The organism is Rathayibacter sp. VKM Ac-2759, from assembly GCF_009834225.1.
In the GTDB taxonomy this organism is placed as follows: Bacteria; Actinomycetota; Actinomycetes; order Actinomycetales; family Microbacteriaceae; genus Rathayibacter.
In genome coordinates this window covers 1,430,248-1,450,637 of the sequence record NZ_CP047176.1, presented here as the reverse complement: position 1 = coordinate 1,450,637, position 20,390 = coordinate 1,430,248, and the positions used below count along the sequence as shown (strand labels likewise).

Sequence of the window (20,390 nt, the reverse complement as noted above, 5' to 3'; positions counted from 1 at the left end):
GGCCGTCAGGCCGAGGCGCGGTCGAGCTGCGCGATGTCGCTCCGGGTGAGCGGGATCGCTGCGGCGCCGAAGACCGACTCGAGGTCGGCGGTCCCCCGCGCCCGGATGACGGCGGCGGCCACCTCCTGGTGAGAGAGGACCCAGGCGAGCGCGATCGTGCCCGGGTTCGAGCCGTGCGCCTCCGCCACCTCGTCGAGGACGCCGAGGACGCGGTTGCCGTGCCGGCCGATGTAGTCGAGCGCCGCCTCGAACATGACCGACTCCGGCTCGTCCGACCGGTGGCGCAGGCGGCCCGTGAGGTAGCCGCTCGCGAGCGGGAGGCGCGCGAGCGTCGCGAGCCCCTGGCGCTCGACCTCGGGGGCGACGTCGGACTCGTAGGAGCTGCGCTCCATCAGGTTGTACTCGGCGATGACGACCGAGAACGGAGGCAGGCCGAGGGTGCGCGCGGCCTCCTCGGCCTCGGCGAGGGCCGCGCCGCTGAAGTGCGCGGCACCGAGGGCACCGACGGAGCCGTCGGCGAGGAACGGCGCGACCGCGGCGAGGCTCTCCTCGATCGGCACCTCCGGGTCCTCGCTATCGAAGGACAGCAGGTCGATCCGGGTGCCGAGCCGCTCCAGGGAGCCCTGCACGGCGGCGGTCACCTCGGCGGCGGCGAGCCCAGGTGCGTCGGGATGACGGCCGACCTTGGTGGCGACCAGCATCCGATCGCGGACACCGCTCGCCTCGAGCCAGCGGCCGATCATGTACTCGCTGCGCCCCGTGGCGTAGTGGTCGGCGGTCGAGATCAGGGTGCCGCCGAGCGCGGCGAAGCCGTCGAGGGCCTCCGTCGTGTCGTCGATCGCCGTGGCCCAGCCGAAGACGGAGCCGTCCAGGGCCAGCGGATGGATCGGGAGGCCGGTTCGGCCGAGAGTGCGGAACGGAGGAGGCGTCTCCAGCTCGGTGGCCAGGGGCGTCGGGTCGGTCACGGGGTCCTCCGGATCGGGGCGGTGCGACGGCACGGTCCGGCCACCGTACCCCATGGCGGGGAGACGACGGACGCCCACCCCACCGCGAGGCGGGACGGCCCACGCGGAGAAACACAGACGCCCGCCCCACCGCGAGGTGGGACGGCCCACGCGGACGAACGCAGACGCCCGCCCCACCGCGAGGTGGGACGGGCGTCCGGGTCGTGCAGGAGGGATCAGCTCTCCGCGGGCTCCTCGACGGCGACGACGAGCGCCTCCGCCTCCTCGGCCACGACGGGCGCGAGGGAGAGCTTGCCGCGGTCGTCGATCTTGGTGATCTGGACCAGGAGCTTCTGGCCGACACCGAGGACGTCCTCGACGTTCTCGACGCGCTTGCCACCGGCGAGCTTGCGGACCTCGCTGATGTGCAGCAGTCCGTCCTTGCCGGGCAGCAGCGAGACGAACGCGCCGAAGGTCGCGAGCTTGACGACGGTTCCGAGGAACTGCTCGCCGACCTCGGGGTTCGTCGGGTTCGCGATCGCGTTGACCTGGGCGCGAGCGGCCTCGGCCGACGGGCCGTCGACGGCGCCGATGTAGACGGTGCCGTCCTCCTCGATGGAGATGTCGGCGCCGGTCTCGTCCTGGATCGCGTTGATCGTCTTGCCCTTGGGGCCGATCAGCTCGCCGATCTTGTCGACGGGGATCTGGACCGAGATCACGCGGGGCGCGGTCGGGGCCATCTCGTCGGGCTGGTCGATGGCCGCCGTGAGCACCGCGAGGATCGTGGTGCGGGCGTCCTTGGCCTGCTTGAGAGCGGCGTCGAGGACCGACGACGGGATGCCGTCGAGCTTCGTGTCGAGCTGGATGGCCGTGACGAACTCGGACGTGCCGGCGACCTTGAAGTCCATGTCGCCCAGCGCGTCCTCGGCGCCGAGGATGTCGGTCAGCGCCGCGTAGCGGGTCTGACCGTCGACCACGTCGGAGACGAGGCCCATCGCGATGCCCGCGACCGGGGCGCGCAGAGGCACACCGGCGTTGAGGAGCGACAGGGTCGACGCGCAGACGGAGCCCATCGACGTCGAGCCGTTGGAGCTGAGCGCCTCGGAGACCTGGCGGATCGCGTAGGGGAACTCCTCGCGGCTCGGCAGCACCGGCACGAGGGCGCGCTCGGCCAGGAAGCCGTGCCCGATCTCGCGACGCTTCGGCGACCCGACGCGGCCGGTCTCACCGGTCGAGTAGGGCGGGAAGTTGTAGTGGTGCAGGTAGCGCTTCTTCGTGACGGGCGACAGCGAGTCGATCTGCTGCTCCATCTTGAGCATGTTCAGCGTGGTGACGCCCAGGATCTGGGTCTCGCCGCGCTGGAAGATCGCCGAGCCGTGGACGCGCGGGATGACCTGCACCTCGGCGTCGAGCGGACGGATGTCGGCGAGGCCGCGGCCGTCGATGCGGACGCCGTCGCGGAGGATGCGGCCGCGGACGACCACCTTCGTGACGGACTTGTACGCGGCGCCGACCTGCGAGTAGGCCTCGGCGGAGAGCTGACCCGAGGCGATGCGCTCGGCGATCTGCTCCTTGACCTTGGCCTTGAGGGCGTCGTCGGCGTCCTGACGCTCGACCTTGTCGGCGATCTGGTAGACGCGGACGAGCTCGTCGTAGCTGAGCTCGGCGACGTTGTCGTAGGTCTCCTGCGTGTAGGGCAGGAAGACCGGGTAGTCCTTGACCGGCTTCGCGGTCTCGGCGGCGAGCTTCGCCTGCGCCTCGACGAGCGCGCGGATGAAGGGCTTCGAGGCCTCGAGGCCCTCGGCGACGACGGCCTCGTTGGGCTTGGTCGCACCGGCCTTGATGAGGTTCCAGGAGGACTCGGTGGCCTCGGCCTCGACCATCATGATGGCGACGTCCGAGGAGCCGTCCTCGTTGGTGACGACGCGGCCCGCGACGGTGAGGTCGAAGACGGCGTTCTCGAGCTGCGAGGCCTTGGGGAAGGCGACCCACTGGTCGTTGCCCGAGCCGTCGGACATGAGCGCGAGGCGCACACCGGCGACGGGGCCCGAGAAGGGCAGACCCGAGATCTGGGTCGAGGCGCTCGCGGCGTTGATCGCGAGGGCGTCGTAGAACTCGTCGGGAGCGATGCTCAGGACGGTGATGACGATCTGGACCTCGTTGCGCAGTCCCTCGACGAAGGAGGGGCGCAGCGGCCGGTCGATCAGACGGCAGACCAGGATCGCCTCGGTCGAGGGGCGACCCTCGCGACGGAAGAACGAGCCGGGGATCTTGCCGGCGGCGTAGGAGCGCTCCTCGACGTCGACGGTCAGCGGGAAGAAGTCGAAGTTGTCCTTCGGGTTCTTCGACGCCGAGGTGGCCGAGAGGAGCATGGTGTCCTCGTCGAGGTACGCGGCGACCGCTCCCTGAGCCTGCTGCGCGAGGCGGCCGGTCTCGAAGCGGACGGTGCGGGTGCCGTACGAGCCGTTGTCGAGAACGGCTTCGGCGAATGTGATTTCAGGACCTTCCAAGAGGTCTGTCTCCTTAACGTCTGCAGCGGCACCCCTTCTGGGCGCCGGCGTTCGTCGGAGCAGCGTTCCGGTCAGGAATCGAGACGATTCCACGGCAGGGCTTCGCGCCGTGCCGTCGTGTGGAGGGCGTTCGTGCTGGCCACCAGTAGAAAAGCTCCGGGTCTGCCTCGGCCGCGTGTGCGGCATCGATCCGGGACTCCACCACCGAGGACCAGCTTCCTGCCAGCCTGCTCCGTGGTTCGAATCCGGCTGCAGCCGGCGGCCGCTTTCGGATTCGGAACCGGTTCATGCTATCAGCACGGGTCCCGATCGGCGAGGATCCGCGGATCAGCCGCGGGTCTCGTGCATCAGCAGCTGCACGCGGAGCATGCCCTTGGTCTTCACGATGCGGGCGGGGACGCGGGGCTGCTTGCCCGCCTCCGAGAGCCGCGACAGCGCGGCGTCGACGACGTTCTCGAGGCCCCGCGGCACGTAGCCCACCAGGTCCGAGGGACGCTGGTTCGCGAAGAGCCGCACGGGCATGGGGGCGTCGGTGCGCTCCTCCTCGGGCGAGCGGCGCGGGATGATCGCCGTGACCTCCTCCTCGCCGAAGCCGAGGATGCGGGCCAGCTCGTCCTGGTGCGGGAGGGAGTCGGCGATGCCGAGCAGGGTCTCGCCCCGGCGCGACTTGGGCAGCAGGTCGTAGTCGTAGTCGTCGAGCTTGCCCGATCCCCGGTCGTTCGACGGCAGGGGGTTGTCGGCGTCACCGCGCCCGAAGGAGAAGAGCTTCATTCCTCCATTGTGGAGCGCGGGGCCGGGCCTCTGCGACTGCGGCGCGGAGTCACTCGGCCGAGCGCCGCATCCGCGCGATCGCCGCGAGCACGAGCACCAGCACCACGGCGACGAAGCCGAGCAGCACCGGCACCGAGGGCAGCAGGGCGAGCGCGGCGCCGATCAGGAGGACCGGCACGGCGAGCCCGAGGTACGCGGCCAGGAACATCGCCGCGAGCACCTCGCCGCGGGTCTCGTCCGAGGCGAGCGAGCCCGCGACTCCGAGCGCGAGGCGGAAGAGCAGACCGACGCCGGCACCGGCGATCACGCCGCCGGAGACGAAGGCGGCGAGCGAGACCACGACGGCGCCGACCGCGACGAGCGCGAGCCCGACCGTGAGAGCGACGGCGGCGAGGCCGAGCGCGCGCCGGGACGACAGGCGGACCGAGGCCAGCTGGGCGACGGCTCCCGCGGCGAAGACCCCGAAGGACACCGCGCCCGCCTCGAGGTGCGAGGCCTCGCCGAACCGGCCGGCGAGGAAGGTGGGGGCGAGCGAGGTGAAGAGGCCGAAGACCGCGAAGCCCGCGAAGGCGCCGACCGCGGCCGACAGGAACGTGCCGCGGGACGCCTCCGGGACCGCGAGCCGCTGCGGACGGTAGGCGGGCAGGATCTCGCGACGCTCGACGGTCTCGGGGACGAGTGCGACGGCGAGGCCGAGGACGATCAGCAGGACCAGGAACACCTCGTAGGGCACGACCAGCGGGCGGTCGACGGTCACCGCGAAGATCCCGCCGACGAGCGGGCCGAGCGCGAGCCCGCCCATGTTGACCAGGGTGGAGACGGCTCGGGAGGTGCCGGGCCCCTCCTCGGGGCGTGCGATGGCGCGCAGCTCGGAGAGGTGCGCGGTCGCCGTGGCGGTGAGGGCGCCGACGCCGAGGCCGGTCAGCAGCCGGGCGACGATGAGCCCCGGCACCTCGGGCCAGAGCAGGAAGACCGCGCTCGCGAGGACCTCGACGAGGATCGAGGCCAGCAGGATGCGGCGGCGGCCGAGCCAGTCGCTGACGTGACCGGCGAGGAAGAGACTGGCGACGACTCCGACCGCGTAGGCCGCGAAGACGACCGTGACCACGAACGCGGGGAACCCGTCGCGCTGCTGGTAGATCGCGTAGAGGGGCGTCGGCACGGTCGAGAACGCCATGACGGCGAGGAACGCGACCGCGATGACCCAGAACCCGTGGCGGTGCGGGAGCTCGGGGCGGCGGGAGGGGGCGGTGAGAATGGCGCTGTCTGAGGTGGGCACGGACACAGGATGCTCTCCCCCGTCATCCGAGTCCAACGGATGATCTCGGTCGCATTGATCGCCGATACTGCACAATGATCGGATGGACGACCGCCAGCTCGCCGCCTTCGTCGCGGTCTCGGAGGAGCTCAACTTCACCCGTGCCGCCGCCCGGCTCTACGTCGTCCAGTCGACGCTGTCGGCCAGCATCCGCGCGCTCGAGCACGAGCTCGGGGCGCCCCTGTTCACGCGCTCGACGCGCCGGGTGGCGCTCACCGCGGTCGGCGAGGCTCTCCTCCCGGCGGCCCGCGCGGCGATCGACGGCTTCGACCGGATGCGCTCCCTCGCGGCGGAGGACGCGGCGGGCCTGCGCGGACGGGTCAGGGTGGGCACGTTCTCGGCGCTCGACCTGGTGGACCTGCCCGGCGCGCTCGGCGTGTACCGCCGCCGCCATCCGCTCGTCGATCTGCTGCTGCGCACCTCGGCCACCGGGTCGACGGGCCTCGCGGAGGACCTGCGTCGCGCCCGCCTCGACGTGGCACTGCTCGCGCTGCCCGCGGCCGAGCTGGCCGATCTCGCCGTGACGACCCTCGTACGCAGCGGCTACGTGCTCCTCGTCGAGAGCACCGATCCGCTGGCGGGGGCGACCCGGCCGACTCCGCAGGACCTCGCGGGACTGACCTTCGTCGACACTCCCGCCGGATTCGGCAACCGGGTCGCGGTCGACCGCGCCTTCCGCTCCGCGGGCGCCGCGCGGAGAGTCGCCACCGAGGTGGCCGATCTGCCGGGCATCCCGCGCTTCGTGCAGTCCGGACTCGGACCGGCGGTCGTGCCCCGGGCCGGCATCGCCGCGCTCGAGGGCGTGACGGCGATCGAACTCGACTGGCCGGGGCTCGAGTGGGAGCTGTCCGTGTGCACGGGGCCGCGCCCCTCGGCGGCGGTCCAGGCGCTCGTCGCACTCCTCGAGGAGCGGATGACCGTCTGAGCCGGCATCGGGCCCCGGATCGGCCGTCCAGCACGAGTCGGCCGTCGAGCGCCGGGGTCAGCCCTCGAGCAGCGGCCCGCGGACGATCGAGTCTCCGGAGTGCGACGGATCGCCGTCGAGCGGCTCCTCGGACACGTCCACGAGCGAGTACTGCGAGAGATCGACGTCGGCCGGCACCGTGAAGCGCCCGTCGGTGCCGTCGAGGACGCCCAGGCCGACCAGGCCCGACGCGTCCGAGGCGATCAGCCACACCTCGCGGTACGCCTGGGCTCCCCCGGTCGCATCGAGGTGCACGACGAGCTCGCGCTCGCCGTCCGTGTCCTCGAGCTCGGCGGTGCCGCTCGCGCCCTGCCAGCCGGGGAACGCCGCGAGATCGGCTCGGGCGACGACGACGGCCTGGTCCGGCCGGGACGCCTGCCACCAGGCGCCTCCGGCGACGCCGACGACCAGGGCCGCCGCCGCAGCGACGGCGATGCCGAGCACGCGACGCGGGCGTCGTCGCTCCGGACGATGGCGGCCGGTCGGCAGAGGGGTCACGGGAGCGAGCGCGACCGGTCGGTCGCCCTGGGGCACCGGCACGTCGCGCAGGGCGAGCTCGTCGCGGATGCGGTCCCAGACCGCCGCGGGCGGGGTCTCGAGGGCGTACGCGCGGCTCTCGCGGCCGAGACCGGCGGCGTGGCCGAGCTCGACGAGCTGCTGAGCGCACTCGGGACACTCGCGCAGGTGCGCATCGTCCTCCGCGGAGGCCTCTTCGCCGAGGGCGAGCAGGGCGAGCTCATCGGGGTCGAGATGGGTCATGTGCTGCTCACCTCCAGACGGGAGCGGAGTCGATCGAGACTGCGGCGGATGTGGCTCTTGACGGTGCCGAGCGGGAGCCCGGTGCGCTCGGCGATCTCGGTGTGGGTGAGATCGTCGTAGAAGGCGAGGCTCATCACCCGGCGCGGCACGGGATCGAGGCGGGCGAGCTCGTCGGCGACCAGGACCTTCGCCTCGAGATCGACCGGGGCCTCACCCTCGTCCTGCGGGGCGATCGCGACCAGCGCCTGGGTGAGCCGCCGCTGGCGCGACCGGCTCTCGTGGGCGTCGGCGATGCGGTTCCGCGAGATGCCGACCAGCCAGGCGCCGAGCGCCGCGCGGCCGGGGTCGAAGTTCTCGCGTCCCGTCCACGCCGAGACGAACACCCGCTGGACCACGTCCTCGGCCTCGCCCCGATCTCCGAGCGAGCGGACGGCCAGCGTGAAGACCAGGGGCGACCAGCGCGAGTAGGCCTCGGACAGCGCCTGCTCCTCCCCCGCCGCGAAGCGCAGGCCGAGGCGGTGCACGACGGCGCGCTCGTCGGCGGCCCCGTCGCGGGGCTCGCTCGTCTCGGCGTCGGTCAGGGGGTTCCTCCTGGGGGAAGAGCGGCGCCCCGCCGAGGCGGTGTGCGGCGCTGCGAGGACTGCTCCGCTCATCGTACGGGGCGGTGTCTCGGGCACGAAGTCATGGTGCGGGCTCCGCCGTGACGACGACGTTGCTGAGGTAGTGGCGGGTGTCGTAGTCGAAGTCGCCGCCGCAGGTGATCAGCACCAGGCGCGGCGGACCGTCGCGGACGAAGACCGTGGAGAGGTCGACGCTCGTCTTCTCGGTCGTCTCGACCGCGGAGACGACGAACGCCCGCTCGGAGCCGTCCGGCGCGGTGAGCCGGATCGTCTGCCCGGGCTGCGCCTTCTTGATCTCGGCGAAGGGGCCCAGCCCGTAGGTGAGGGAGTCGACGTGCGCGGCGATCACGATCGTGCCGTCCGGCTCGTCGAGGCCGGCTCCGAAGCGGTACCAGCCGGCGACATCGGTGTCCGGGACGAGCTCCATGGTGCCGTCCTCGGCGACTCCGACGGGCTCGAGGGGCATGTCGACCGGGAGGCCGTCCACCACGATCCGGGTCGGCGCCGTCACCGTCGGTGCCGGGGTGGCCCCGAGGCGGGCGTCGCCGATGGGGATCGACGGGAGCGCTGCGGGACTGCTCGTCGCCGAGGGGATCGTGGTCGGCACCGGCTGCTGTGACGGTGTGCTCGCGTCAGGGGCGGGCACGACCCCGGCCGCCTGTGCCGAGCATCCGCCGAGACCGGCGCCGACCACGATCACGCCGGCCACGGCGAGGGCGCGGAGGCGGAGGGGGGTCGACCTCATCGCGTGCTCCTCACTCGTGGTCGGCGAGCCGGACCGGCGCGCTCTCGCGCCGCCGTCCGGCAGTCGGGGGTAGGGGGCCCGGGCCGCCGATCTCCCGAGGGAGCGGCGGCCCGGGGCGGGTCAGCGACCCGCGGTGGCCTTGCGGCGCCCGATCAGGGTCGCACCGGCGAGGGCGAGGGCGGCGAGGGCCGCAGCGCCCCACCAGCCGGCCGCCGCGTCGGGGCGGTTGTCGGCCGCGAGTCCGGCCTCACCGGCGGGGACGCCGGACGGGGTCGAGTGCAGTCCGCCGATGGTCTGCGTCGCGAGGGCGAGGTTGCCCTTCTCGAGGCTGCCCCAGGCGTAGACGATCGTGTTGACGCCCTCCTGGACCTGGACGTCGGCCGGGCCGATCACCGGAGCGGTCGTGCCGGTCGCCGCGACCACGGTCGAGATCGTCGCCGGGGCGAGGTTGAGGATGCCCTCGTTGGGGTTCGTCACGTTGGTCAGCACCGGAGTGCCGCCCGCGAGGATGTCGACGGCCGGAGCCGCGGCGATGTGGCGGACCGTGAGTCGTCCCTCTCCAGCGGCCGTCGCCGAGATGTCGTTCGGGAACAGCGTCGCCGTGGGGGTGTTGTCGGCCTTGAGGTGCGCGGCGACGGTGTAGCTCTTGCCGGCCTCGAGTGCGAGGTCGACCGGGCCGATGACGGGGGCGCTCGCGTCGGCGGCGTCGGCGGCGGTGATCGCCACGGTGTAGGTGCCGGTCGGCAGGTCCAGCGGGCCGGCCAGCGAGCCGGGCGTGAAGTCGTCGAGCGTCAGTGCTCCGTTGACGTACACGTCGACCGGGGTGTCGGGGACCGCGTGGAGGACGTAGAGGTCGGCCGAGTCGGCGTCGGCGGCGTTCGCCGGAGCCGCGGCGAGGCCGACGACGGCGAGAGTGCCGATGCAGGCGCCGGTCAGGAGGCGGCGGGAGAAGCGGGAGGTGTTCACGATGTTCCTCTTTCACGATGGGACCCGCATGCGGGTCGGTGGGTTCTCGAGAAGGGCCTTCACGCACTACTTCCGGCCGAGTGCCCTCGGCGGATGCACTGATCCGGAGAAATCTCGAAGATTCTCTCCAGCACCCCTCCTCGGGGGGCAGCCGCGGGACTAGCCTCCGAGGAGAGGGAGTGCCGGATGGTGCGACGCAGCACGGCCGAGCCGACGGTCCGACGGGGACCGCGGCGGGGTCCGCTGCGGCCCGCTCCGGAACCGGGCCTCCGGGGCCGCCTGCTCGGCGCGGTGACCGCGTCCGTCGTGGCCGTCGCGGTGCTCGCCCTCGGACTCGGAACCCTCCTGCCTCTGGCCGGGACCTCGGCCTCCGTCGCCGACGCGCCCTCGCAGTGCGGCGACGCCCGCGAGCTCCTCGGCTCCGGATCCGTGCTCGACCGCGGCCCGGACGCGGTCGCGGGGCACCTGGTCGCCTGCGTCGACGACGGCCACCGCCGGCTCACCGTGCACAACCGGACGCCGATCGTCTGGGCGCTGAGCGATCCGTCGGTCCGCGGGGTGGTGAGTCAGACCGGAGGCGTGAGCGGGCTGCTCAGCTCCCACGCCTCGCGAGCAGGCCTCGGGCTGATCCTCGCACCGGGAGCCTCCGCGGCGATCTCGGCGGGGCCGGGACGGTTGACGCCGCAGCCGGATGCGGAGGGGACCCGCCTGTTCCTCGCGCTCACGGCGGTCGTCGAGGCCCAGGACCTCGCGGCCTCGTCCGGGCCCCCGCGCGCCCCGCGCAGCGTCGTGCGCACGGCGGCGCTGACGTGCGCGCTGGCCCTCGTCCACGCGAGCGGCGGGTGGGCGGTGACGGAGGCGGCCGAGGCGGCGATGAGGAACGGGGGCTGCTCGCGCGCGTGGCGCGAGGCGCAGGTGACGGCCCTCTCGGACGGCTGGCTGCTGCCCTCGCTCGCGGAGGCGCTCGCCCGACCGGAGCGGCGGGAGGCGGACGCGGCCGCCGTGCGGGCCGCCGTCGACTGGTTCGCGGCGTCGAGCGCGTTCTCGTGGGGAGGCGTCGACCGGCCGGAGCGCCTGCCGTAGGCGGGGGGGGTACACGGAACGGGCCGCCCTCCGCGAGGAGGACGGCCCGTTCGGCAAGAAGTTCGCGGTGTCATCGAGACCGCGCGCTGCTCCCGAGGGAACTAGCGGCGCAGGCCGAGACGCTCGATCAGCGAGCGGTAGCGGTTGATGTCCACATCCGACAGGTAGCCGAGGAGTCGACGACGCTGACCCACGAGCAGCAGCAGACCACGACGCGAGTGGTGGTCGTGCTTGTGCTCCTTGAGGTGCTCGGTGAGGTCCTTGATCCGCTTGGTCAGGACGGCCACCTGCACCTCGGGGGATCCGGTGTCACCGGGGTGGGTCGCGTACTCTTCGATGATCGCCTTCTTGACATCTGCTTCGAGTGCCATAGATGGATCCCCTCTCTCTCGTTGCGCGGTGCCCGGCGCCTGATGCGTGGGCTCTCTTGATCCGCGGCCGTTGAACGGCAACTTCACGACCTTACCAGAGAGGGCGCCCGACCGGGGAGGCGACTACGAGCCGGTCGCCCGGTTCCACAGCTCGACGAGCCACGGCGAGACGAGCAGCTCCCAGTAGACGACCACCAGGACGTTGAGGACCACGCCGATCCAGCCGGCCACCGCCGGGCGGCCCTCGCGGCGACGCGCGCGGATCGACGACACCCCGAGCAGGACGCCCGTCAGGAGCAGGGCGTGGACGACCGCCGTGTACAGCGCGCCGACCAGCAGATCGGACACGGCCTGGTCGCCCGGGTAGGCGCCGAGCGAGATCAGGGCGTACCAGACGAAGAACGAGATCGGGACGGTGATGAGCGCGACGGCGATCGACGCGAGCGCCGGGCCGTAGCGGCGCCAGGCACCCGTCGCGCGAGCGCCCGGGGCGGTCGACGCGGCGCGGGCGGGGCGGCGGGCGGCGGTGCGCGGCGCCGGTGCCGCGGCGCGGGCCGCCCGACGCGAGGGGCGGCTCCGGCGGTTCGCGCGGACGCGGCCCGACGTCCGGGCGCGCCGTCGGGTGACGTGCTCATGGTCCTCACCCTAGAGGGTCCGCCTCCGAAGCCCCGGTTCCCGCGCACCGGCGGGCGCGGAGCGAGCACAATGGAGCGAGTGAGCCAGCCCCCGCCCGCGCCCCGGCGCAGCCACGTCATCGACCTCTCCCCCCTCCGCGAGTCCCCGGCCTTCGCGCGCCTCTGGGCGGGCAACGTGATCTCGGGCATCGGCGGGCAGATGACGATCGTGGCGGTCGGCCTGCACATCTACGAGCTCACCGGATCCACGCTCGCGGTGGCGATGGTCGGCGTCGTCGCCCTCGTCCCCACCGTCCTCGCGGGGCTCTACGGCGGGATGCTCGCCGACGCCTTCGACCGCCGGCTCGTCCTGCTCGTGTCGGCGATCATCGCATGGGGCTCGACCGCCGGGATCGCGGCGCTCGCCTGGCTGGGCGCAGAGACGCCTCCGTCGCTCTACCTCCTGACGGCGCTGAACGCCGTCGCCACCACCGTCATCGTCGCGACGCGGATGACGCTCGCGCCGCGACTGCTGCGCACGGAGCTGGTGCCCGCGGCGGCCGCGCTCGGCGGCATCGCGAGCGGCGTCGAGGTGACGGTCGGGCCGGCGCTGGCGGGCGTGCTGGTCGCCTCCTCCGGGTTCGCGGTGACCTACACAATCGACGTGGTGCTGTTCCTCGCGGCGTTCCTCGGCATCGCCGGACTGCCGGCGCTCGTGCCCGAGGGCGAGCGGCAGCGGCCCGGGCTCGAGTCGCTGCGCTTCGGGATGCGGTTCCTCAGGGGAGCACCGAACATCCGGATGTCGTTCGTGGTCGACATCGTCGCGATGACCTTCGGTCAGCCCCGCGTCGTGTTCCCGGCGGCCGCGGCGATCCTGCTCGGCGGAGGCGCGGTGACGGTGGGAGTGCTCACCGCGGCGTTCGCCGTCGGAGCGCTCCTCAGCGGAGTGTTCTCGGGCCGGCTGACCGGCGTGCGCCGCCAGGGCCTCGCGATCGGCCGCTCGATCCAGGTCTACGGCGGCTTCATCGTCGCGTTCGGCGCCGTGCTGCTGGTGGCGGCGCTCGTCGAGCACGACGCGTCGGTGCCGAACCTGCCGCTCGTGATCGCCGCCTCCGTGGCCCTCGCCGGCGCCGGTGCGGCCGACAACGTCAGCTCGATCTTCCGGCAGACCATGCTGCAGACCGCGGTGCCCGACAACATGCGGGGGCGCCTGCAGGGCGTGTTCATCGTGGTGGTGACCGGCGGCCCACGGGTCGGCGACCTCTACACGGGGCTGCTGGCGTCGCTCGCCCTGCTCTGGCTGCCTCCGCTGGCGGGCGGACTCGCGATCATCGCGATCCTCGCGGTGGTGCTGCGGACCCGGACGGCGTTCCGCGAGTACGACGCCCTGCACCCGGTGGCCTGACCCTGGTCACGCAGGCCCTTGAGCCGACTCGATTCGGGGAGGGGTCAGCTGCAAGGCGGACGAAGGAGCGATACCGGCGGTATCGCGACCGAGGACAACGCCGCAGACGGCCCTCCTCGTCACGGAGCTCACTCGGGCCGGGGAGGAGTCAGCTGCAAGGCGGACGAGGAAGCGATACCGGCGGTATCGCGACTGAGGACAACGCCGCAGACGGCCCTCCTCGTCACGGAGCTCACTCGGGCCGGGGAGGAGTCAGCTGCAAGGCGGACGAGGAAGCGATACCGGCGGTATCGCGACTGAGGACAACGCCGCAGATGGCTTCTCCCCGGCTCGAGTGGGCCCCTCCCCGGATCGAGTCATTCGCCGGAGTAGGCGCCCGCTCCGTTGCCGTCGGTCAGGTTCTCGTCCGAGACCGCGCCGCTGTCGTCGTCGCGGCCTGCGACGCGCACGGGGCGGTAGACGTGGAAGCCCTCGTCGTCGGGCTCGAGCTCCCAGACGACCTCGACGTCCTCGCCGTCGATGTCGGCGAGCCGGGTGAGCGAGGGCTGCGGCGCGCCGTCGACGTATTCGAGGCGGATGCTCTCCTGCTCGGCGCCGCTGTCGAGGATGGCCGTGTACGTGGTGTTCTCCATGCCTCGACGCTAGACACGGGAGCGGCGACCCCGCCACCCCTTGCCCTGTCGCGCCACGCGCGTAGCGTCGAGCGCATGACCGACACCGAGATCACCCCCGCCGGATCCGACGACATCGCCCAGATCGCCGAGCTCGTGAAGAGCGCCAGGATCGGGCTGCTCACCACCGTCAACGAGACCGGGCAGCTCGTCAGCCGCCCGCTCGCCGCCCAGGACACCGACTTCGACGGCGATCTGTGGTTCTTCACCCAGGACCCGTCGCCCAAGGTCGACGACATCCGCGCGAACCCGAGCGTGAACGTGGCGTTCGAGTCGAAGAAGGGCTACCTCTCGGTCGCCGGGTCGGCGACGATCGTGCACGACACGGCGAAGGTCGACGAGCTCTGGACGCCCTCGGTGTCGGCCTGGTTCCCCGAGGGCAAGGAGGACCCGACCATCGCGCTCATCCGCGTCGCCGCCGAGACCGTCGAGCTGTGGACGACCGACGACGCGCGCCCCGTCGTGCTCTTCAAGGTGATCGCGGCGGCCGTCACGGGCGGGCAGCCCGACATCGGCGAGAACCGCACCGTCTCCTTCGAGTGACCGTGTGATCCCTTCCGCGAGTCTCTGCTGGGGCGACCGAGCTGCCCGGGACGGAGACTCGCGGAGCAGGACGCGCGTGCGCGTCAGGGGCCGCCGAAGCGCTCGGTGCGGACCCGCTCGGGAGCATGGCCCTGAGCCACGAGGGCCGTGGCGACGGCCTCGACGAAGGCGGTGGGTCCGCAGACGTAGACCGTGGGCCGCGCCGACGGCGGCAGGGTCGCCGTGGCCAGCAGCTCCGGAGTCACGCGCCCGGCCGGCCGGGCGGCACCCGGCGGGGCGACGCGCGTGTAGACCATGTCGGTCGCCACTCCTCCGTGCTCCGGAGGAGTCTCGGCCAGCGCCCGCAGATCGGCCTGGTAGTAGGCGAAGACGGGCGAGCGCACCGAGTAGAGCAGCCGCATCGGGGCGGCGCTGCCGGAGCGGCCGTGCTCGCGCGCCATGGCCATCAGCGGCACCAGACCGCTGCCGCCGGCGATGAGCTGCACCGGCTCGACCTGGTCGGTCCGCCAGACGAACCAGCCGCCGATCGGGCCCCTGACCTCGAGGCGATCGCCCGCCTCGAGCCCGTCGACCAGGTACGGCGAGACCTCGCCGTCGTCGAGGCGCTCGACCGCGAGCTCGACCCTCTCTCCATCGGAGGGGGCGCCGATCGAGTAGGACCGGCTCGCCTGGTAGCCGTCGGGGGCGGTGAGCCGGACGTCGAGGTGCTGCCCGGCCAGGTGCCCGGGCCAGCCGGGCACGCGCAGGGTGAGCAGGCGCGAGGTCGGGGTGAGCGGCGTGACCGACTCGGTCACCGCCTCCGTCCAGATCACCAGTAGCGCTCCTCTTTCCACGGGTCCCCGTGCATGTGGTAGCCGTTCTGCTCCCAGAACCCGGGCTGATCGCCGGGCATCAGGCGGAGGGTCCTCACCCACTTCGCGCTCTTCCAGAAGTAGAGGTGCGGGACGAGCAGGCGGGCCGGCCCGCCGTGCTCGGGGGCCAGCGGTGCGCCCTCGAACTCGGTGACGACCCACGCCTTGCCGCCGCGGATCTCGGCGAGCGGCAGATTGGTCGTGTAGCCGCCGAAGCTCTCGGCCATCACGAAGCCGGCGTCGCTCTCGATGCCGTCCAGCAGGGTGTCGACGGAGACTCCGCGCCAGCTCGTGCCGAGCTTGGACCACCGCGTGACGCAGTGGATGTCGGTGTGGACGTCCTCGTGCGGCAGGGCGTCGAACTCGGCGCGCGTCCAGCGGCGCTGACCGGCCGGGCCCGCGTCGATCGAGAAGGCCCACTCGTGGATGTTGGGGGTCGGACCGATCGAGAGGACGGGGAAGCCCTTCTCGAGGTACTGACCCGGGGGGATGTCGGGGTTCTCCTCGCGCTTGCCGAAGAAGCCCCGCGTGATGATGCCCATGCTCGCCCTCGTGCTCCCCGGGTGCGCCCCGGATCGATGGAAACCGCTCGTCGCTGGCCAGGCTATCGCGCGGGGGCGGCGAGCAGGCGCTACAACATCCGCTCCCGGCCCGCGAGCCCGGGACGGTGTCGGAGGTCGGTGCGAGGATCGCAGCATGAGACGAACCGTCGTGCCGCCGTACCTCCTCGTCCGCATCGCCCGCCTCGACGATCCCGCCTTCGCGCGGGCGGCACGGGCCGCGAGCCGCTCCCTCGAGCAGGACGTGCCCTTCCGCCGCGTCCGTCCGGGCGAGCCCGCGCCCGGTCCCGGCCGGGGTACTCCGGGCGCGTCGGCCACCGCGACGCCGACGCCCCGGCAGCGGGTGCAGGCGCTCCAGCGCACCATCTCGGACGCGGAGACCGCCGAGGTCCTGCCGGGCGCGGTCGTGCGGCGCGAGGGCGAGCCCGCGACCGGCGATCCCGCCGTCGACGAGGCGTACGACGGCCTCGGCGCGATGTCCGCCTTCCTGCAGCAGGCCTACGGCCGGGACTCGATCGACGACGCCTGGCTGCCGCTGGACGCGACCGTGCACTACGGCGACGACTACGACAACGCCTTCTGGGACGGCTCCCGGATGGTCTTCGGCGACGGCGACGGGCAGGTGTTCCGCCGCTTCACCGTCTCGCCGAGCGTCATCGGGCACGAGCTCGCGCACGGCATCACCGAGTACACGGCCAACCTCGTCTACCGCGGTCAGTCGGGTGCGCTCAACGAGTCGATCTCGGACGTGTTCGGTGCCCTGCTCGAGCAGTTCGGCGCCGGCCAGAGCGCCGAGGAGGCGACCTGGCTGATCGGCGAGGGCCTCTTCACCGACGAGGTCGAGGGGGCGGCGCTGCGCTCGATGATCGCACCGGGCACCGCCTACGACGACGACGTGCTCGGCACCGACCCGCAGCCCGGCTCGATGGCCGACTACGTCGACACCGACGACGACAACGGCGGCGTGCACATCAACTCCGGCATCCCCAACCGCGCCTTCGCGCTCGCCGCGACCACGCTCGGCGGCAGGGCGTGGGAGCGGGCGGGGCAGGTCTGGTACGACGTGCTCACCGGAGGCGTGCTCACGGCGACCGCCGACTTCTCGGCGTTCGCGGGTCTCACCGTGCGCGCGGCCGCCGCGCGCTACGGCGCGGGCTCCGACGTCGAGCAGGCGGTCCGCACCGGGTGGACGACGGTCGGAGTCGCACTGCCGCCGGCGGCCTGATCCGCGACACCCCGGCCGCGCGCGGGCCCGGCGAGTAGCATCGCGCGCATGGACGTGATCGTGTCGCGCAGCGGCGGCTTCGCCGGGCTGCGCCGGGTGTGGCGGGTGGACGTCGCCGAGCAGCCGGACGAGCGTTCCTGGCTCGAGCTGCTGGGCTCGCTCCCCTGGGGCGACACCGCGTCGTCGCGGCAGGGCGCCTCCGGCCGCCCCGACCGCTTCGTCTACGAGATCAGCGTGCAGACCCACCACGTCCGTCTCGGCGAGACCGAGCTCGACGGCGCCTGGCGCGAACTCGTCGACCGCGTGAAGAAGGCGCAGCCCCGATAGCTCGGGACTGCGCCTTCTTCACGCCGGGGCGAGGACTACTTCGTGCCGAGCAGGTCGATCACGAAGATCAGGGTCTTGCCCGAGAGCGGGTGTCCGCCGCCGGCGGGACCGTAGGCGAGGGCGGGCGGGCAGACCAGCTTGCGGCGGCCGCCGACCTTCATGCCGGGGATCCCCTGCTGCCAGGCGCGGATCAGGTTGTTGAGGGGGAAGTTGATCGACTGGTTGCGGCTCCAGGAGGAGTCGAACTCCTCGCCGGTGTCGTACTCGACGCCGAGGTAGTGGACGTCGACGGTCGAGCCGGGCTGGGCCTCGGCGCCGTCGCCGATGACGAGGTCCTCGACGACGAGGGTGTCGGGGGCCGGGCCGTCGGGGGCGTCGAGTTCGGGCTTGGTCAGGTTCTCGCTGCTCATGGTCGTCAATCCTAGGACGCGGCCCCGCGCGCCACTCTCAGGGAGCGCTGGTCCCGGATCCCGCCGCCTCGGTGCTCGAGTGCTGCTCGATGTCGTGCCAGACGACGGCGCCGACGCCGAGCGCCCCGCCCAGGAGTCCGAGTGCGAGGGCGCCCGCGGCGACCCGGGAGCGGAGCGTGCGCGGGGTGTGGCGGGTGGTCGGGCTCTCGGCCATCGTCGTCTCCTCGGGGTCGGCTGAGACCAGAGTCGCCGAGGCGCCTCGGAGCGGCCCCTGCGGACCGGGGGAAGGACCCGGGGGTGGACTGAGGATCCCGCCCGTCACTCCACCAGCGTGAGCCGCTGCGTGGGCCGGGTCATCGCGACGTAGAGGGCAGCGGCTCCGCGCTCGCCCGTCGCCGCGATCAGGCGCGGCCGGGCGATGACGACGGAGTCGAACTCCAGCCCCTTCGCCTCGGTCGTCGAGAGGATCGCCACCGGCCGGTCGAGACCCCGGGAGCCGCGGCCGACCTCCCGGCCGAGCGCCTCCTCGGCCCGCTCCGCGATCGCGTCGAGCTCGGCGTCGGGCGCGATGATCGCGAGCGTGCCGTCGGTGCTGATCGCGCGGTCCTCGCGGACAGCGGCGAGCACGCGGTCGGCGAGCCCGCCCTCCCCGCGGTCGCGGACGGTGCGGACCGGCCACTCCGTCGACCGCACCGAGCGGCTCGGCGTGACCTCGAGTCCGTTCTCGCGGGCGGTGCGCTCGGCGAGCGCCACGATCTGCGCGGGGGTGCGGTAGTTGACGGTCAGCTCCTCGAGGCGCCACGCGGGCGCCTCCCCCGGGCGTCCCTGGCGGCCGAAGGCGTCGCGCAGCGCGTCGTCCCAGCTCGACGCGGCGGAGGCGCCGGACGCCTGCGCGACATCGCCCACGATCGTGAACGAGCGCATCGGGCACCGGCGGATCAGCACGCGCCACTGCATCGGCGAGAGCTCCTGGGCCTCGTCGACGACGACGTGGCCGTACGCCCACGAGCGGTCGGCGGCGGCCCGCTCCGAGGTCGTGCCGAGGCTGGTGCGCTCGGCGAAGCCCGCGGCGAGGTCCTTCGCGTTCACGAGGCCCTCGACGCCCATGTTGCGGATGGCCGCCTCCGCGTTCTCGACGTCGCGGCGGCGCTGCTCCTTCTCGGCCTTCTTCTGCGCATCGGCGTGGTCGTCGTAGGCGCCGAGCAGCTCGGCCGCCTCGTCGAGCAGCGGGACGTCGGAGACGGTGAAGGGCGCGTCGCGGCCGCGGCGCAGCAGGGCGCGCTGAGCGGCGGTCCAGCGCGGGGTCAGCGTGGCGAACCAGTTCGGGCGCGCGTACAGGTCCTGCAGCAGCTTCTCGGGGGTCAGCGGGATCCACGCGGTGTTGAGCGCCACGCGGACGTCGTCGGCGGTGCGGACGTCCTCGCGGAGGACCGCCTCGTCGGCCTCGTCGACCGTGTTGCCGTGGCTGCGCAGCTGGTCGGCGAGCTGACGGGTCAACTGCGAGAGCATCGCCTTGACGAAGGTGACACGCGCCTCGTTGTGCGGCTTGCGGGAGTCGCGCGCGCGGGTGATCGCACGCTCGACGTCGTGCGGCTCGAGCCGCAGCCTCTCGCCGTTCACCTCGAGGATCTGCGTCTCGGTGGGGACGATCTGCCGGGAGCGGACGGCGCGCTTGAGCAGCTCCGCCATCCGCGCCGAGCCCTTCACCCGGGCGACGGTCGGCTCGTCCTCCTCGACCAGGTCCAGGCCGGGGTAGAGCTGGCCGAGGGTCGAGAGGACGACGCCGGTCTCGCCGAGCGAGGGCAGCACCGCCTCGATGTAGCGCAGGAAGGAGCGCGACGGGCCGACGACCAGGACTCCCTGCGAGGCGATCCGCTCGCGGTAGGAGTAGAGCAGGTAGGCGGCACGGTGCAGTGCCACGGCGGTCTTGCCGGTGCCGGGGCCGCCCTGGACGACCAGGACGCCCCGCAGATCGGAGCGGATGATGCGGTCCTGCTCGCTCTGGATGGTGGCGACGATGTCGTGCATCCGCCCGGTGCGCTCGGCACCGAGGGCCGCCATCAGCGCGCCCTCGCCCTGCAGGGCCGTCCCCTCGCGCAGGAGCTCCTCGTCGAAGACCTCGTCCTCGAAGCGGAGGACCTCGCGGCCGCGGGTGGTGAGGTGCCGGCGAGCGCGGGTGCCCATCGGCTGCGCCGCGGTCGCCTGGTAGAACGCGGCCGACTGCGGAGCGCGCCAGTCGAGCAGGAGCGCGTCCTGCTCCTCGTCGCGGAGGCCGATGCGGCCGATGTAGCGGTGCTCGGTCTCGCTGTCCGCGAGGGTCAGCCGGCCGAAGGCGAGCCTGTCGTCGGCGCCCGTGAGCATCCGGAGGCGGTCCTCGTACAGCCGCGCGAAGGCATCGCGCTCGGAGCGGCTCTGGTGGTTGCCTCCGACGCTCTCGATCCGCACGGAGTCGAGCGCCGCCCGCGCCTCGGCGATCAGCTCGTCGAGGCGGGCGTAGAGCCCGGCCACGTAGTCGCGCTCGCGCGTCAGCTCGGACTCGAGGACGGTGTCGGAGTCTGCCATCGTGCGCCTTCCCGTGCATCGCCGTCGCGGTCCGGGCGCGGGATGCGCTCCGGGGGCCGCAAGAAAACAGGCGGTCCAGTCTAACGAGCGCTCGGGAGGCGGACTCGCGGTCGGCCCACACCGCGTGCCCCTTGCGCATCGGATCGAGCGGGAGCATCATCGACGTCAAGA

Annotated in this window: 22 protein-coding genes; 6 read left to right on the top strand and 16 right to left on the bottom strand. The window is 72.9% G+C overall.

Annotated elements, in window-relative coordinates; translation table 11 throughout:
• Window positions 1-5: 5 nt before the first annotated feature.
• The 4 genes from GSU68_RS06620 to GSU68_RS06605 form a co-directional block, all read right to left on the bottom strand.
• Complete coding sequence (locus GSU68_RS06620; RefSeq protein ID WP_159906616.1) at window positions 6-965, bottom strand: aldo/keto reductase; 960 nt, start codon at window positions 963-965, stop codon at window positions 6-8.
• A 215-nt stretch (window positions 966-1,180) separates the two neighbouring features.
• The gene (locus tag GSU68_RS06615) at window positions 1,181-3,454 is read right to left on the bottom strand and encodes a polyribonucleotide nucleotidyltransferase (RefSeq protein ID WP_159906614.1); all 2,274 of its coding nucleotides are present in this window, start codon (window positions 3,452-3,454) and stop codon (window positions 1,181-1,183) included.
• A gap of 327 nt (window positions 3,455-3,781) precedes the next feature.
• The gene (locus GSU68_RS06610) at window positions 3,782-4,225 is read right to left on the bottom strand and encodes a hypothetical protein (RefSeq protein WP_159906612.1); all 444 of its coding nucleotides are present in this window, start codon (window positions 4,223-4,225) and stop codon (window positions 3,782-3,784) included.
• 49 nt (window positions 4,226-4,274) lie between these two features.
• Window positions 4,275-5,504 carry an MFS transporter gene (locus GSU68_RS06605; RefSeq protein ID WP_244259417.1) on the bottom strand — a complete coding sequence of 410 codons (1,230 nt, stop codon included), beginning with the start codon at window positions 5,502-5,504 and terminating at the stop codon, window positions 4,275-4,277.
• Window positions 5,505-5,586: 82 nt separating this feature from the next.
• Between GSU68_RS06605 and GSU68_RS06600 the strand changes: the two genes are divergently transcribed.
• A complete protein-coding gene (locus tag GSU68_RS06600) occupies window positions 5,587-6,468 on the top strand; it encodes a LysR family transcriptional regulator (protein WP_159906608.1) in 882 nt (293 codons plus the stop codon).
• Window positions 6,469-6,525: 57 nt separating this feature from the next.
• On the opposite strand, the gene GSU68_RS06595 is transcribed toward GSU68_RS06600, so the two are convergent.
• The 4 genes from GSU68_RS06595 to GSU68_RS06580 form a co-directional block, all read right to left on the bottom strand.
• The gene (locus tag GSU68_RS06595; RefSeq protein WP_159906606.1) at window positions 6,526-7,266 is read right to left on the bottom strand and encodes an anti-sigma factor; all 741 of its coding nucleotides are present in this window, start codon (window positions 7,264-7,266) and stop codon (window positions 6,526-6,528) included.
• Complete coding sequence (locus GSU68_RS06590; protein ID WP_159906604.1) at window positions 7,263-7,919, bottom strand: sigma-70 family RNA polymerase sigma factor; 657 nt, start codon at window positions 7,917-7,919, stop codon at window positions 7,263-7,265. Before GSU68_RS06590 ends, GSU68_RS06595 begins: the two co-directional genes overlap by 4 nt.
• 28 nt (window positions 7,920-7,947) lie before the next feature.
• Window positions 7,948-8,631, bottom strand: a complete 684-nt coding sequence (locus GSU68_RS06585; RefSeq protein ID WP_159906602.1) for a class F sortase — start codon at window positions 8,629-8,631, stop codon at window positions 7,948-7,950.
• Between the two features lie 120 nt (window positions 8,632-8,751).
• Window positions 8,752-9,597: a DUF4397 domain-containing protein gene (locus GSU68_RS06580; RefSeq protein ID WP_244259416.1), complete on the bottom strand. Its 846-nt coding sequence runs from the start codon at window positions 9,595-9,597 to the stop codon at window positions 8,752-8,754.
• A 186-nt stretch (window positions 9,598-9,783) separates the two neighbouring features.
• On the opposite strand from GSU68_RS06580, the gene GSU68_RS06575 reads away from it, so the two are divergent.
• Window positions 9,784-10,680, top strand: coding sequence for a hypothetical protein (locus GSU68_RS06575; protein ID WP_159906600.1), 897 nt, complete (start codon window positions 9,784-9,786; stop codon window positions 10,678-10,680).
• Between the two features lie 101 nt (window positions 10,681-10,781).
• Here the strand turns inward: GSU68_RS06575 and rpsO are convergent, their stop codons facing one another.
• Both rpsO and GSU68_RS06565 read right to left on the bottom strand, forming a co-directional pair.
• Window positions 10,782-11,051 carry a 30S ribosomal protein S15 gene (gene rpsO / locus GSU68_RS06570; RefSeq protein ID WP_068252328.1) on the bottom strand — a complete coding sequence of 90 codons (270 nt, stop codon included), beginning with the start codon at window positions 11,049-11,051 and terminating at the stop codon, window positions 10,782-10,784.
• A 123-nt stretch (window positions 11,052-11,174) separates the two neighbouring features.
• The gene (locus GSU68_RS06565; protein ID WP_159906598.1) at window positions 11,175-11,399 is read right to left on the bottom strand and encodes a hypothetical protein; all 225 of its coding nucleotides are present in this window, start codon (window positions 11,397-11,399) and stop codon (window positions 11,175-11,177) included.
• Window positions 11,400-11,765: 366 nt separating this feature from the next.
• Here GSU68_RS06565 and GSU68_RS06560 point away from each other — a divergent pair, with 366 nt between their 5' ends.
• A complete protein-coding gene (locus GSU68_RS06560; protein ID WP_244259415.1) occupies window positions 11,766-13,070 on the top strand; it encodes an MFS transporter in 1,305 nt (434 codons plus the stop codon).
• Window positions 13,071-13,426: 356 nt separating this feature from the next.
• On the opposite strand, the gene GSU68_RS06555 is transcribed toward GSU68_RS06560, so the two are convergent.
• The gene (locus GSU68_RS06555) at window positions 13,427-13,702 is read right to left on the bottom strand and encodes a hypothetical protein (RefSeq protein WP_159906594.1); all 276 of its coding nucleotides are present in this window, start codon (window positions 13,700-13,702) and stop codon (window positions 13,427-13,429) included.
• 75 nt (window positions 13,703-13,777) lie between these two features.
• On the opposite strand from GSU68_RS06555, the gene GSU68_RS06550 reads away from it, so the two are divergent.
• On the top strand, window positions 13,778-14,284 hold the full coding sequence (locus GSU68_RS06550; RefSeq protein ID WP_159906592.1) for a pyridoxamine 5'-phosphate oxidase family protein: 507 nt from the start codon (window positions 13,778-13,780) through the stop codon (window positions 14,282-14,284).
• Window positions 14,285-14,367: 83 nt separating this feature from the next.
• Here the strand turns inward: GSU68_RS06550 and GSU68_RS06545 are convergent, their stop codons facing one another.
• On the bottom strand, window positions 14,368-15,096 hold the full coding sequence (locus tag GSU68_RS06545; RefSeq protein WP_244259414.1) for a ferredoxin reductase: 729 nt from the start codon (window positions 15,094-15,096) through the stop codon (window positions 14,368-14,370).
• Window positions 15,093-15,677, bottom strand: coding sequence for a molybdopterin-dependent oxidoreductase (locus tag GSU68_RS06540; protein WP_159906590.1), 585 nt, complete (start codon window positions 15,675-15,677; stop codon window positions 15,093-15,095). Before GSU68_RS06540 ends, GSU68_RS06545 begins: the two co-directional genes overlap by 4 nt.
• Window positions 15,678-15,831: 154 nt before the next feature.
• Between GSU68_RS06540 and GSU68_RS06535 the strand changes: the two genes are divergently transcribed.
• Window positions 15,832-16,920 (top strand): M4 family metallopeptidase, encoded by a 1,089-nt coding sequence (locus GSU68_RS06535; RefSeq protein ID WP_159906588.1) that lies wholly within the window; start codon window positions 15,832-15,834, stop codon window positions 16,918-16,920.
• Window positions 16,921-16,968: 48 nt separating this feature from the next.
• Entirely contained in the window at window positions 16,969-17,247 is a 279-nt protein-coding gene (locus GSU68_RS06530) for a protealysin inhibitor emfourin (protein WP_159906586.1), read from the top strand.
• Window positions 17,248-17,282: 35 nt separating this feature from the next.
• On the opposite strand, the gene GSU68_RS06525 is transcribed toward GSU68_RS06530, so the two are convergent.
• From GSU68_RS06525 to GSU68_RS06515, 3 genes are all read right to left on the bottom strand, one after another.
• Window positions 17,283-17,657 (bottom strand): FKBP-type peptidyl-prolyl cis-trans isomerase, encoded by a 375-nt coding sequence (locus tag GSU68_RS06525; RefSeq protein WP_056042273.1) that lies wholly within the window; start codon window positions 17,655-17,657, stop codon window positions 17,283-17,285.
• Between the two features lie 37 nt (window positions 17,658-17,694).
• On the bottom strand, window positions 17,695-17,871 hold the full coding sequence (locus GSU68_RS06520) for a hypothetical protein (RefSeq protein WP_159906584.1): 177 nt from the start codon (window positions 17,869-17,871) through the stop codon (window positions 17,695-17,697).
• Window positions 17,872-17,975: 104 nt separating this feature from the next.
• Window positions 17,976-20,219, bottom strand: a complete 2,244-nt coding sequence (locus tag GSU68_RS06515; protein WP_159906582.1) for a UvrD-helicase domain-containing protein — start codon at window positions 20,217-20,219, stop codon at window positions 17,976-17,978.
• Window positions 20,220-20,390 lie beyond the last annotated feature (171 nt).